10 protein-coding genes are annotated in these 12,850 nt (G+C 53.3%); 2 read left to right on the forward strand and 8 right to left on the reverse strand.

All coding sequences use genetic code 11. The features are described from left to right. Positions 1-171: 171 nt before the first annotated feature. The 4 genes from OGX75_RS19480 to OGX75_RS19495 are packed head-to-tail and all read right to left on the reverse strand — an operon-like array spanning position 172 to position 6,494. The gene (locus OGX75_RS19480) at positions 172-756 is read right to left on the reverse strand and encodes a fructose PTS transporter subunit IIA (protein WP_200091260.1); all 585 of its coding nucleotides are present in this window, start codon (positions 754-756) and stop codon (positions 172-174) included. Position 757: 1 nt separating this feature from the next. Further along, positions 758-2,467, reverse strand: coding sequence for a sugar phosphorylase (locus OGX75_RS19485; protein ID WP_286451491.1), 1,710 nt, complete (start codon positions 2,465-2,467; stop codon positions 758-760). After that, the gene (locus OGX75_RS19490; RefSeq protein ID WP_286451492.1) at positions 2,464-5,082 is read right to left on the reverse strand and encodes a glycoside hydrolase family 38 N-terminal domain-containing protein; all 2,619 of its coding nucleotides are present in this window, start codon (positions 5,080-5,082) and stop codon (positions 2,464-2,466) included. Before OGX75_RS19490 ends, OGX75_RS19485 begins: the two co-directional genes overlap by 4 nt. A gap of 14 nt (positions 5,083-5,096) precedes the next feature. After that, positions 5,097-6,494 (reverse strand): PTS fructose transporter subunit IIC, encoded by a 1,398-nt coding sequence (locus OGX75_RS19495; RefSeq protein ID WP_012134354.1) that lies wholly within the window; start codon positions 6,492-6,494, stop codon positions 5,097-5,099. Positions 6,495-6,674: 180 nt separating this feature from the next. Between OGX75_RS19495 and OGX75_RS19500 the strand changes: the two genes are divergently transcribed. Further along, positions 6,675-7,334 carry a MurR/RpiR family transcriptional regulator gene (locus OGX75_RS19500; RefSeq protein WP_012134352.1) on the forward strand — a complete coding sequence of 220 codons (660 nt, stop codon included), beginning with the start codon at positions 6,675-6,677 and terminating at the stop codon, positions 7,332-7,334. Positions 7,335-7,338: 4 nt separating this feature from the next. Here OGX75_RS19500 and OGX75_RS19505 read toward each other — a convergent pair whose 3' ends face one another. The 4 genes from OGX75_RS19505 to treR all read right to left on the reverse strand — a co-directional run bounded on the left by OGX75_RS19505 (position 7,339) and on the right by treR (position 12,530). Next, positions 7,339-8,085, reverse strand: a complete 747-nt coding sequence (locus OGX75_RS19505) for an oligogalacturonate-specific porin KdgM family protein (protein ID WP_047459367.1) — start codon at positions 8,083-8,085, stop codon at positions 7,339-7,341. A gap of 197 nt (positions 8,086-8,282) precedes the next feature. Continuing rightward, the gene (treC, locus tag OGX75_RS19510) at positions 8,283-9,938 is read right to left on the reverse strand and encodes an alpha,alpha-phosphotrehalase (protein ID WP_286451493.1); all 1,656 of its coding nucleotides are present in this window, start codon (positions 9,936-9,938) and stop codon (positions 8,283-8,285) included. A gap of 49 nt (positions 9,939-9,987) precedes the next feature. Then, positions 9,988-11,406 carry a PTS trehalose transporter subunit IIBC gene (gene treB, locus OGX75_RS19515; protein ID WP_024130770.1) on the reverse strand — a complete coding sequence of 473 codons (1,419 nt, stop codon included), beginning with the start codon at positions 11,404-11,406 and terminating at the stop codon, positions 9,988-9,990. A 176-nt stretch (positions 11,407-11,582) separates the two neighbouring features. Continuing rightward, the gene (gene treR, locus OGX75_RS19520) at positions 11,583-12,530 is read right to left on the reverse strand and encodes a trehalose operon repressor TreR (RefSeq protein WP_012134348.1); all 948 of its coding nucleotides are present in this window, start codon (positions 12,528-12,530) and stop codon (positions 11,583-11,585) included. Positions 12,531-12,756: 226 nt separating this feature from the next. On the opposite strand from treR, the gene mgtL reads away from it, so the two are divergent. Next, positions 12,757-12,810 (forward strand): mgtA regulatory leader peptide MgtL, encoded by a 54-nt coding sequence (gene mgtL / locus OGX75_RS21230; protein WP_223849130.1) that lies wholly within the window; start codon positions 12,757-12,759, stop codon positions 12,808-12,810. Positions 12,811-12,850: the final 40 nt, after the last annotated feature.

The raw sequence follows: 12,850 nt of genomic DNA on the forward strand, positions 1-12,850 counted from the left end.
TTTATTGATTCAGAACAAAGTAAAAATTTAAGAGTACGAATGGCGGGCGCTTGCGCTTAATGTAAATTTTTGGACTTAAAAATTGCGTAAAAATTCAACAAAATTCGGGCGTTAAGCCAGGCGTTCGTCAAACCGACGCGAAAAGAAACGACCGGTTTGACGCAGGAGGGGTTATTGCGCTGTTGCGTTCATCCAGTGAATACCCGCATTGATAAATGCAGCAACAGCGACGATCCCCAAAACCAGGGGGACAAGCCGGGTGTTTTTCACCGCAATGGCGGGGTCTGGCGAAACCGAAGGCGCATCTGGCGAGAGCAGCGCAAGCACCTCTTCGGCAGAGGAAGCGTTGATGAGTGATTCACGCACTTTATCGTCCACCAGAGACGAGGTTAGTCGGGTTAATAATTGCATATGCGTACTGCCTGCTTCTTCTGGGGGAATCGCCAGCAGAAACACCAGTTGAACCTCCTCGTCCCCCTCAAGACCCGGCCACATGACGGGCTGGCGAAACAGGGCGACGCTAAATGCGGCCTGGACAACCGAGCCGCATTTCCCATGTGGGACAGCCAGCGACTCTCCCAACGCCGTGGGCCCTTCGCTTTCACGGCGCAGGACGCTATCAATAAACATCGCCTTGTCGTTGATCAGGCCCTGCCTGAACAGGGCAGCGGACATTTCCTCGATCACCGCTTCAGGAGTGCGGTGCGGCGGATCGATAAAAATCAGTTCAGAATGCGTAAGCGCGGACAACTCCATGTTATGCCTCCGGTTGCGTATCAGCGAGAATCCATACCGTTTGCCAGCCGGAAAGCTCGCAAGCGCCGTTGAATGCTGCGCCCGTCAGCAGATCTGTTCCTGTGACAGGCAGTGAAAGTGATTGTGATATTCCTGTGACGTTCACGACGCAGTACAGCGTTTCGCCTTCTGTAGGATGCTGGCGAACGACGCCAAAGAGCGCGTCAGGCAATTCAGGAACGTGCTGCGAGGCGAACGGAGAAAATGCGGAATGCTGCTGACGTATATGCGCTAACTTTGCCAGAGACGCGTAGATTCGGGATTGTCTCGTTTCCGGCGAGAGCAACTGCTCATGGAGCGTGGCAGCGTCCAGTTTTTCCCGGTTAATGCGGCGATTTATGCCCGATTCGAGCAGCCCGGCGTTGTCATTTTCACTGCCGAAGAGGCTGTGATAATAGATCGCAGGCACGCCCCGCAGCATAAAGAGGATGGCGTGCGCGGCGGTGAATCTGGCGAGCTGGTCGTCGGGACTTTCCCCTGGCTCGCTCAATGCGCTCAGAAAGTTGATGTTAAGTTCATACGGCGACTGGCTGCCGTCAGGGTTGGTTTTCCATGAAATACGCCCCTGCTTGCGTTCTACCTCGCTTATCAGAAACTGCCGTTCTTCTGCGCAAAGGAGATTTTCCACGGGACGCAGCCCGATGCCGTCGTGGCTGGCGAGGAAATTAAAAAAGGTCGTCTTGTCGGGAAACGCATCCTGTTCCAGACGTTGCGCCCACTGGCGTAACCAGCGTGCGTTACCGCGTAAAAAGGCATGGAGCGTCAGCGGCGGCAAGGGGAACTGATACACCATGTGAGCTTCATCGCCGTTGCCGAAGTAGCTGATATTTTCCTGATGTGGGACGTTGGTTTCCGTAATCAACAGGCAGTCAGGCCAGGTAGTATCCAGAATGGCGCGCCAGAGTTTAACGATCAGATGCGTCTGCGGCAGGTGAATACAGGTGCTGTTTCGCTCTTTCCACAAAAAACCGATCGCATCGAGTCTGATTGCGCGCGCGCCGCGCGCTGCGTATTCCAGCAGGATGTCGATACTTTCCAGTAACACGTCAGGTTCCCGGAAATTCAGATCGATCTGATCGGCGCTGAATGTCGTCCAGATATGTACGGTTTCCCCCGTTTTGCGCTTGAATGGCGTAAGCAGGGGAAGGGCGCGTGGACGCGTGACAAGATGATAGTCATCGTCAGGGTCGGCGCTAATAAAGTAGTGCTGATAACGCGGTTCGCCGTGTAAATAGCCCTGGAACCAGCGGCTTTGCTGAGAGATATGGTTAATCACGAAATCAAACATCAGATTAAAATCGCCTGCCAGCGCTGCAATGTCTGACCACTGGCCTAACTCTGGCGCAATGTGGCGATAATCTTTAACGCTGAAGCCATCATCAGATGTCCACGGGAACATGGGCAGCAGATGAATGTCGCTGATGACGCCTTTAAGCCAGCGTGTCGAAAACTGATGCAGGCAGGCAAGAGCGTTTGTGTCCCCGCTATGGATACTGTCGCCATAAGCAATCATCCACACCCGGCTCTGATCCAAAGGCGCGGCGGTTTGCTCCCGTAGCTTCCAGCGTTGGCAGAGTTGCTCGATTTTCGCCGCCAGCGCGTACCGATCCGCATGGGGATAAAGCTGAGCTAACGTATTTTTGATGAAGGTATGATGGGCGTTCTGGCTCATACTTTTTCGTTACGCTCCTGATGAGTAAAAAGAAAATCACACGTACTGCAAGGCAAAATGGTGGTGCAATCTGCGACAGGTTCTTCCAGATAATTGATCTGCGGAATATTTCTTAGCGAAGGCGGGAGCGGCACCGGGTGCTCTCCGGCATTGAAAATGCGAATGATTGTTCCGTCTACCGTATGGGCATGGGGTATTGCGGAAAGCATCAGCGGTTCGGGAAGCGTCAGCAGGCTGAATGTTTCCGGCAGCGAGCGCGAAACAAAATTGAGCGTAAAACGCTCCAGGCGGTTGTCCAGCGTGTTCAACGTCTGATTTTGCCAGGTGAATGGCTGGCGCGTCACGCGGGTTTCAAGATGCCTTAACGTCATAGGGTCGGCCCGATCGGCAAGCGCCAGCGTCAGGCTGAAATGCAGCGGTTTAAGCAGCTGCGCGTCGGGCGTGTTGACGACGGTATTATTAATGCCGGAAGCGCGTCCGGGTCGCCAGTCAAGATCGTCACGTCCCAGGACTCCCGTTGATTTAAACAACGTCAACGCTATCTGCGCCGTCTCGTTCTGGCATATCTGAAACTCTTTCATGCCCAGGCTATTGATGATGAGCGAGCGGTTGTTTTCCTCAATGGCGATAATGCCCTCGCTGGTTTCAATATCGACCGGCTTTTCCCGATAGTGCTGACGCCAGTCGGCTGGCGCATCGGCAACAGGACGCCGGATGACGGCAAAGGGCTGAGAGGCGATGGATTCCGTGGTGCGAATATCGCTGTTGATGAGTAAGCGCAGGCGGTGATCGCAGACGGTGTTTTCCAGCGAAACGTCGATAAAAAGCTGAGCGTCATGCTGGCGAAGCTCGCAGACAAGGCGTACAGGGTAGGGCTGAACATCCTGCGCCGCTCGCGCCGCCAGCGAAGGGGGCAGCATCAGCGTGGCGCTTAGCGTCATCCGTTCAATGTGCGGGCCTTTCTCGCAGGCAATAAGCGTAAATGTGTGGCAGCGCTGCGGAACATCGCCCTCCAGCGGCGAAAAGTCATAGCTATCGCCCGCATCCGCACAGTCTTCAAAGGTCAGCAGGTCGGATATTACCCGGCCGTTGCGCTTATCATGAAGCGACAGCGAACCGGCATGCAGCACCAGCCGGTAATCATTGTTTTCAATGGCGCTTTCAGCGCAGTTGCGCATTGCAGGCGCGGTGCGTGACGATTCCTGCACCTGAATGTGGGTATAACCCAGCGGCGGTAACACTGGCGCGTCAATAGCGACCTGCCAGCGGTAATAAGGCGGAAGTTCGACCTCTTTTTCGCCTTGCACAGTAACCTGAACCGTGCGCCCGCCGGAGACCTGCGTGCGTTCGAGAACGCTGAACGAAAGAGGACGCGTATGATGGTTGAGTTCAATACCGGCCGTACGGCTATATAATGTGGCTTTGATAATGCCTGACCAGGCGGTGGCGCTGGGGTTGATGACGAAAAGATCGCCCTCTTCACAACTGGCGGTCGCCAGTTCTTTTACGACCAGATTCCACAGGCTATGGCTAAGCTGTTCCGTTTGCTCAAGGCGATGGAGAATATCGCGATTGGTGGCATCGCTGTTACACCCGCCGATGGAATCATGCGCATGATTACGCAGAAGGTTTTTCCATATCTGGTCAACCCACTGCACGTTGACCTCAATGCCCTGATAACGCGCCAGCGCAATGGTGGGTTCGAGCTTGCCTAACAGGAACTGTTCAACATCATAATTCTTCTTTTTGATGTCGTAACGTACTGAACCGATTGTTTTATGAATGCGGGTATAGCGGGGAGATTTTAATTCCCCTTGCCAGCGATCATATCCCGATGCCTGTTGTCGAAGGCGGTCAATGTACGCTTCCAGAGAGGAGATCTGAAAACGATCGCTCTCAGGGGAACATGCGCTGGCGATACGCAGTATCTCCGGCAGATGGGGATCAATATTGACCTGGTCGCCGCCGCAGGGCAGGAGCAGATCGTTCAGGCCGGAGCGTTGGCGGATGTGGTTAACGATTGGGAATATTTTGTCGTGCAGATGCGCGTCGTCTGCACGAATATTTTTTGCCGCGCCATAGCCGAAGGGCATGGCGCAAGCGATAACCTGCGCGCCGGACGGCGCTTGCCAGATGAACTGACTCTTTTCAACCTGCGTATCATGGTTGATGCCCCGCCAGAAAACGATGTTATCAAGGTTACACCCGCGAAGCAGGGTCGGGAGCTGGCTGTTATGGCCGAACGTATCGGGTAAATAGCCAACCATCATGGCATGGCCCAGTTTACGCGCGGAAAGTATCCCGTATTTCAGGTTGCGAATGATGGATTCGCCATGAACATTATACGTATCCGTCTGGGTGTACCACGGGCCGATAAAAAGCCGTCTGTCGGCGACCAGCTGTTTCAGCCGTTCGCAGTATTGAGGATTGACGGCCAGGAAATCTTCCACGACAGCGGTTTGGCCGTCGAAGTGGTAACAGGTATACGCAGGGTTCTGTTCCAGAGTTCGGATCACATCCGCAAAATTCCAGGACGCGAGAATATTGCTATCCTGCAAGGTGAAATACCATTCCTGATCCCAGTGCGTATGGGCGATGACGTGAATGTTGCTCATTTCTACTTCCTGAATTATTTGGCGATCTTAGGGCTGGCGAAGAGCACGCCCAGCGCGCATACAAGAGAACCGGCAAACACGCTGATCAGATACCCTGTGACATTTGTCGCCAGCGGCCATCCCCAGATGGCAGGCAACGGCAGCGATTGCTTCACGCCGAGTGCGATAGCAATAAGCGCGCCGGACATCGCGCCGACCATAAAGACCGGAATCAGGCGTGGATTTTTCAGGATGAAAGGAATAGCGCCTTCTGAAATGCCAATGAATCCCAGCAGTAAAGACGTACCGCCGACGGTTTTTTCTTCGCTGCTAAACACGTTGGGCAGGCCAAAACGGTTATTCAGCAACGCCGCCAGGCCGACGCCGATAGATGGAATGACGATCGCCAGCTCTCTGGCGGTTAAATCGAAGGTTTCGCTGACGCCGTTGAGCCCCAGCGCCACCGAACCAGCGGCTTTATTGATGGGGCCGCCGAGGTCGAAGGCCGTCCCTGCGGCGATCATCATGGCGTAAAAACCGCGCCCGGTGTCGCCAGCGGAGGTGAAAAACTCGACCATCGCCTGGTTGATTGCGCCAAAGAAGGGGTTGATCAGGTACTGCATAACGATGACGAGCGTAATGCCGGTACACAGCGGCACGATAAGCATCGTTTTAATGGTGGTAAGTTGGGCGCGAACGTTAATGGTATTGTTGAGCCACTGCACCAGATGACCGACAAAAAAGCCGATGGCGATGGCGCCGAAGAAGCCTGAGGGCATAAAACCGTCGAGATCAAAAAAGCGTTTATAGACCTCGTCGGACATAATGCCGCCGATAAGTCCGGGGATCAGCGCAGGTTTACCGGCAATAGAGAACGCGAGGTACATGGCAAAAACCGGGTACATGAATTTGATCACCATAAAGCCCAGTTTATCCAGCACCTCGAACGGCGTACCGGCAATTGGAATAAACTGCCCGGTTATTTTGGCGACCGCCATCAGTAATCCGCCGAGGACGACGACCGGGAGCATATAGCTGATCGCCGCCATAATATGGCCGATGAAGGTCTGCCAGGCAGAGCGAGCCTCTTCCTGTTCTTCACACGCGGCCGTTACGGTTTTATCCATCGCCAGCGCCTGACGCAGGTAACGATCGGTGTTTTTGATCAGTTCCTGAGTGCGTATTTTGAGATGAGGAACGTTATCGAATCGTTCAGCGTCCTGGATGGGAACATCGATTGCCAGAATGACGGCATCTGCGCTGGCAATATCTTGTCGGGAAAGCTTGTTTTTGACGCCATCGCTTCCTTGTGTTTCCACTTTGACGATGACGTTATTTTCTTCTCCCCACGCTGCAATTTTGTTGGCAGCCATAAAGGTATGAGCGATGCCGGTCGGGCATGCCGTTATCGCGACGACTTTTTGCCTTGTCATTGTAAAACCCCTAACAATAGAATTGCAGAAATTATAAAGAGAAATAAAAAAGGCAATAAAAGGTTTGATGGTACTAATTGCGTATCGCCATACCTGTTGAATAGAGTGTGATTCGCATTCCAGTGTTATAAATACGATATTGATAGAATATATTATATTCGTAGGTTAAGGGGGGGTTTTATGAATTCCTTTCAGGGTAGTGAAAGATTAATATTTGAGTATATTCAGTGTCATGCTCATGAAATATCGGGTATTTCAGCTAAGGTGATTGCGAGCGAAACATTCACCACTACAACATCCGTTAATCGGGTGTGTAAAAAAATGGGATACCGGAGCTATACCGAGCTACGGTATCAGTTTTCTCGCGACAGGTTAATAGCCGAACCCGTAAGATATGTTGTTGGTGATGAAAAAGAAGAGACCATTACACAACTGTGCAACATACTGGTTAATTCCAGCCATATCTTCTTATATGCGCGCGGCGCGTCATTGACCAGCCTGAATTATTTATCGCGTTTTTTGTCGCTGGCGAGCTTGCCGCACCTCATTCTCAATGATGTTCATCAGCTGACGCGTGTCTCTAAAGGTACGCTGGTGTTGATCAGCAAATCGGGTGAAACGGCGTCGTTAGTCGAAATGGCGCGAAACGCGTTACGTAAGGGATTAAAAATCATTGCGATTACAAAACGAGAATCCACGTTAGCGACGATTTCAACATTATGCTGGCCTCTGGATATTGATATTGACGCAATCTCGTTATATCAACGAGAAGGCCAGCTGGAACTGCTGACGGTAGTAGACCGCATCGGATGTTATCTGCTGCAATACGATGCGGCATAGCGCGTTAAAGCTGTTTTACGATACCAAGACGTACGGCGTAATCATTTTCATGATGACCGTCGTCATTGATATAGGTTTTATCAAGAGAGACCAGCTCGACGTACGGCGTCCAGCCATCGTCCAGTTTGTAGTTGAACGCGAGGGTATGTTCCCAGTAAGTATCGTCGCCCGTCCCCTGATCGACGCCATCCTGATAGCGGAAACGGGGGTTATAAGACATGCCAAAGTTACCAATATTGTAGGCAAACCATATATCGAACTGATGAGATTCACGACGTGTATAACCGCTGCCGTCTAATTCTCTGTCGCTGTGCGCATCGTTCACCGTGTTGTAACGATAACGGGCAGAAAGGTTAAGGCCATTATCGAAGGATTTCCAGCCCTGAATAAAAGGGCGATAATGGGTATTACTGGACGTAAATACGGTGACCATCCCCGGTGCGACCGAGTAACCGTCACCTAAATCAAAGCGCCAGCGAGTTTCTATTTCCTGGGCTGCTTCGGTCACGCCTTTATCATCGGAACTGTAGCGATCGGTATCGCCAAAAAACGTATCGTTATGGTTTTGCGCAGCTTCAACGGAGAAATAAAAACCATTGTCGGCCTGGTGCATGACTTTAATTCTGGAATCATTAGCTTCTGAATTGGTATTATGACCAAAACGCAAATCAACAGAGGTATTACCGCACCATCCCTGGCTGCTAATGAGTAAAGCTGAAAGTAAACTTAACTTAATAAGAGGTTTATTCATGATATCCTGCCGGTTATATGATAAGTGTCAGTGGCAGGTCTATTTTTGTTTTATTCTTTAGCGCGTGTAAATTTTATGATGGTACATTCTAAGTATCACTATACGCGGCATTTTTTTACGCTGTCAGAAAGACGGAGAAAATATCTGTGGGCTGAATAATCCGGGATACAGACAGGTCTGTCCGTATCCCGTTGTGATTACTTTTGCAACCACCAGACGGCCTCAAACGGGCGTAACGTCATGGCGGCAGGGCGGGTGGCAACCTCGTCGTAGTTGTGCATCAGCGCCTGCCAGTTTCCTTCGTGATGCTCTGGCAACCAGGCCTGACAGGCGTTGCTCAGGTTGGCGACCACCAGTAACCGCTGCCCCTGCCATTCGCGGCGATAGCACCATACATGCGGGCTGTCCGGCAGCAGATCCTGATAATTCCCCCAGGTTAAGACCGGCTCTGTTTTGCGCAAGGCAATCAGTCTTTGATAGGTGTAGAACACCGAGTCTTCATCATTTAGCGCCGCCGCCACGTTGATGTCCGCATAGTTATCGCAGAGGTTGATCCACGGCTCGCCTTGCGTAAACCCTGCATTCGCGCTGCTATCCCACTGCATGGGCGTGCGGCTGTTATCGCGGGATTTGCTGGCAAGAATAGCCAGTAAATCATTGGCTTCCCGGCCCTGGGCGCGCAGCACGGCAAACATGTTGTGGCTTTCCACGTCACGGTAATCGGTGATGTGGGAGAAATGCGGGTTTGTCATGCCAATTTCTTCGCCCTGGTAGATATAGGGCGTACCCTGCATACCGTGCAGCACCATCGCCAGCATCTTCGCCGCCGGAACCCGCAGTTCGCCTTCGTCGCCAAAGCGCGACACGATACGCGGCTGATCGTGGTTACACCAGAACAGGGCATTCCAGGCAACGTTATGCATCCCCTGCTGCCAGTGGCGAAACAACGCTTTTAGCGCCACGTAATCCGGCTTTGCCAGCGTCCATTTCTCGCCGCCGGGATAATCGACTTTCAGATGATGGAAGTTAAAGGTCATCGACAGCTCGCTGCCATCGAGAGCGGCATACCGCTGACAGTTTTCCAGAGTGGTGGATGACATTTCGCCCACCGTCATCAGGTTACGCGGAGTAAAAACGTCACGGTTCATCTCGTGCAAGAACTCATGCGCGCGCGGCCCGTCGGTGTAAAAGCGGCGACCATCGCCGTCCAGATCGTTCGGGAAACGCTGATCTTTGGAGATGAGGTTCACGACATCCAGGCGCAGCCCGTCCACGCCGCGATCGGCCCAGAATTCACACACTTTTTTCAGCTCAGCGCGCACCGCCGGATTTTCCCAGTTCAGGTCGGCCTGCTCCGGGGCGAAAAGGTGCAGGTAATACTGTTCGCTCTGGGCATGCCAGCGCCAGGCGCTGCCGCCAAATTTGGAGCGCCAGTTATTGGGCGGCGCATCCGGCGTACCGTCGCGCCAGATATAAAACTCCCGGTGCGGACTCTCTTTATTCAGCGCGTTGTGGAACCAGGCATGCTGCGTGGAGGTGTGGTTAAACACCATATCCAGAATAATGCGGATGCCGCGCGCTTTGGCCTGCGCCGCCAGTTCGTCAAAATCATCCAGCGTGCCGTAGGCCGGGTCGATGGCGGTGTAGTTCGCGACGTCGTAGCCGTTATCAATCTGCGGTGAAACATAGAATGGCGTCAGCCAGATAGCATCCACCCCCAGTTTTTGCAGGTAATCAAGGCGCTGCGTAACGCCGCGTAAATCGCCGGTTCCGCTGCCGGTCGTGTCCTGAAAACTTTTGGGATAGATCTGGTAAATAACGCCGTTTTGCCACCAGTGGGGAAGGGTATTCATGCTTGTAACCTACATATGCGATGGGGCGCAACTGCGCCCCGAAGAAGAATCAGACAATCTGCAACGTGCCCTGACGGTACTTACGCTGATAGATAACGGAAGTCAGCACGATTGGGATGACGACCGCGATCGCCATCGCCATGCTAAACACCTGCCAGTAGCTCGGCTGGATGGAAAGAATGCCCGGCAAGCCGCCGACGCCGATCCCGTTCGCCATGACGCCGTTCAGGCCGCATAACAACCCGGCGAGGCCAGAGCCGATCATGGCGCACAGCATCGGGAAGCGGTATTTCAGGTTGATGCCGTACATCGCCGGTTCGGTCACGCCGAGGTAGGCGGAGATGGCGGCCGGAACGGAAATTTCGCGTTCGTTGTGCTTACGGCTGGAGATAATAATGCCCACCACAGCGGAAGCCTGGGCGATATTCGATAGCGCAATCAACGGCCATACCGGCGTACCACCCATGCTCTGAATCATCTGCATATCGATAGCCAGCGTAGTCTGATGTACGCCGGTAATGACCAACGGGGCGTACAGGAAGCCGAACAGCGCCGCGCCGACAGGGGCGAAACTCCCGGTCATCAGATGGCGCACCGCAAAGGCCACGCCATCGCCAATCATGCGGCCAAACGGGCCGATAAAGGCGTGTGCGAGAAAGACCGCGAGGATCAACGAGCATACCGGCACCACCACCAGATAGAGGTAATCCGGCACGATGCGCTTCATGCGCGTTTCAATAAAGCCGAGCGCCAGACCCGCCAGCAATGCCGGGATGACCTGCGCCTGATAGCCGACTTTCGCAATGCTGAACATGCCGAAGTCCCACACTTCAGGAGCCTGCTGGCCCAGCAGATAGGCGTTCATCAACTGCGGCGACACCAGCGTTACGCCGAGTACGATACCGAGGATCGGCGTGCCGCCCATTTTCTTTACCGCAGACCAGCAGATCCCGACCGGCAGGTAGAAGAAGATCGCTTCGCCGATCAGCCACAGGAAGTCGTAGATCGTTTTCAGCGCGGGATGCATCTGCGCCAGCGTCTGGCCGTTGCTCATCGGCAGATCGCCGATCACGTTGCGAAAACCTAAGATCAGACCGCCGCTGATCAGCGCAGGCAGCAGCGGGAAGAAGATCTCAGCGAAGTGGGAGATCAACTGCTCGTGCCATTTCATATTCTGCCGCGCGGCTTTTTTAGCCTGCTCTTTGTCGGCGTGCGCCTGACCGGTGGTCGCCAGCAGCGCGTTGTAGTAGTCGCCAACGTCAGTGCCAATCACCACCTGGAACTGCCCGGCGTTGGTGAAGCAGCCTTTAACCATCGGTAATTGTTCAATTTCTTTCGGTCTGGCATTTGCTGGCTGGTTCAGCACAAAGCGCAGGCGAGTAATGCAGTGGCTCACCGTGGCGATATTGTCTCGCCCGCCGACCAGTTCAATCAGCTGGTCTATATCAGCTTGTTTTACTTTGCTCATCATAAAGCCCCGTGGCAGATGAAATGTGTCCCTGTAAGCCGGATGATAAGACGCTTTAGCGTCGCCATCCGGCAGCTCTTACGTTGTTGGCGCAAGAGTATATCTTCGGTGAATATTAAAAAATGGGAACGTTCCCGAAACGCAGCGAAGATCACAAATTACCGTTCAGAAAAGAATCAGGAGAGGGTAGACGGAATGACGATCTGGCGGGGATCGCTGCGGCCGTTGATTTGCTCGATCAGCTGTAAGGCCGCTTGTTTCCCGGCTTCAGCGTAACCGGGATCAACCGTGATAATCTCCGGGTGGAGAAATTTCATCAGCGGCGTGTTCCCGACGCTCGCCAGTTGCAGAGAATCGATACGCTGTTCCTGCAAATATTTACTGGCGCCCAGCGCCAGCGTATCGGTCGCGCAGACCAGCGCGCTGGTGTCTGGCGTAATGACATCCGCAGCGTGCTCATAGCCTTGTTTCATCGCCAGGCCAGGCAGAGCGGCGACAGGGTGCAGTTTATTTTTTTTGCAGAAACTCAGATAGGCTTCGTGACGGCGCTTACCGGTCGTGACGTCGCTGTGAGGCACGCCGAGAAAGCTGATCGCCCGATGTCCCTGGTCATACAGACGCTGCATTAAGGTATGGATAGCGCCTTCGTCGTCATAGCACACCGACGCAAAACCGCTGGCGTCCCGTGCCAGCAGCACCAGCGAGGCCTGCCAGGGCGCAAGCATCTCCTCGCAAATACCGGTAAAACCGAACAGCACCACGCCGTCAATATTACGCCGTCTGAGCATCCCCAGGTGTTCTTCTACCAGTTCTGGCGAGAACTGACTCTCCATCATGATGGGATCGTAACCCTGCTCGTAAAATGCGGGCAGCATGGTCTGGACGGCGAGGTTTTCTGACAGGGAATCCAGACGGGTAACGATAATGGCGACCACTTTATCACTTTGCCCGCGCATGGCGCGTGCGGAACGGGAAGGGGAAAAACCATGTTGATTCATTACGGCTTCCACACGTTCACGAGTCCGTTCACTTACCCCGCTTTCGTTGTTGAGCACGCGGGAAACGGTGGATTTCCCTACGCCGCTTAAGCGGGCAATGTCTTTAATGGTCAGCCGATTCTGCATCCTGTTTTCCCGTGGTGCGCATCAAGTTGTGTCAAAAAGAGTAACTTTACTCAAGCCAGGGGCAATGGGTAAAGTCTGGTTTATACGCTTCATCCTTCAAGCTAAATGTTTTTGTGTATACGTTTGGTTTAATTACACGGCGGTATCATACCGCCATAATTGCCACAAACCTTATGGTTTTCTGCGTATAATGCGCGGCGCCAATCATTCACTTACCGGAGGCTGCATGGATCCCGAACCCACCCCTCTCCCGCGATGGAGAAATAGCCCTTTCCGGTAAGCCTGTTTTTCACTGTCTTACCGGATACGTAAGGCAGTGA

The organism is Citrobacter sp. CK199 (assembly GCF_030333285.1).
Classification (GTDB): domain Bacteria; phylum Pseudomonadota; class Gammaproteobacteria; order Enterobacterales; family Enterobacteriaceae; genus Citrobacter_B; species Citrobacter_B koseri.

What these genes read in the sequence shown, in the direction of transcription:
- OGX75_RS19505 (WP_047459367.1), bottom strand. Translation starts at nt 8,085, where the DNA reads ATGAATAAACCTCTTATTAAGTTAAGTTTACTTTCAGCTTTACTCATT.
- treC (WP_286451493.1), bottom strand. Translation starts at nt 9,938, where the DNA reads ATGAATACCCTTCCCCACTGGTGGCAAAACGGCGTTATTTACCAGATC.
- OGX75_RS19485 (WP_286451491.1), bottom strand. Translation starts at nt 2,467, where the DNA reads ATGAGCCAGAACGCCCATCATACCTTCATCAAAAATACGTTAGCTCAG.
- OGX75_RS19480 (WP_200091260.1), bottom strand. Translation starts at nt 756, where the DNA reads ATGGAGTTGTCCGCGCTTACGCATTCTGAACTGATTTTTATCGATCCG.
- OGX75_RS19495 (WP_012134354.1), bottom strand. Translation starts at nt 6,494, where the DNA reads ATGACAAGGCAAAAAGTCGTCGCGATAACGGCATGCCCGACCGGCATC.
- OGX75_RS19490 (WP_286451492.1), bottom strand. Translation starts at nt 5,082, where the DNA reads ATGAGCAACATTCACGTCATCGCCCATACGCACTGGGATCAGGAATGG.
- treR (WP_012134348.1), bottom strand. Translation starts at nt 12,530, where the DNA reads ATGCAGAATCGGCTGACCATTAAAGACATTGCCCGCTTAAGCGGCGTA.
- OGX75_RS19500 (WP_012134352.1), top strand. Translation starts at nt 6,675, where the DNA reads ATGAATTCCTTTCAGGGTAGTGAAAGATTAATATTTGAGTATATTCAG.
- treB (WP_024130770.1), bottom strand. Translation starts at nt 11,406, where the DNA reads ATGAGCAAAGTAAAACAAGCTGATATAGACCAGCTGATTGAACTGGTC.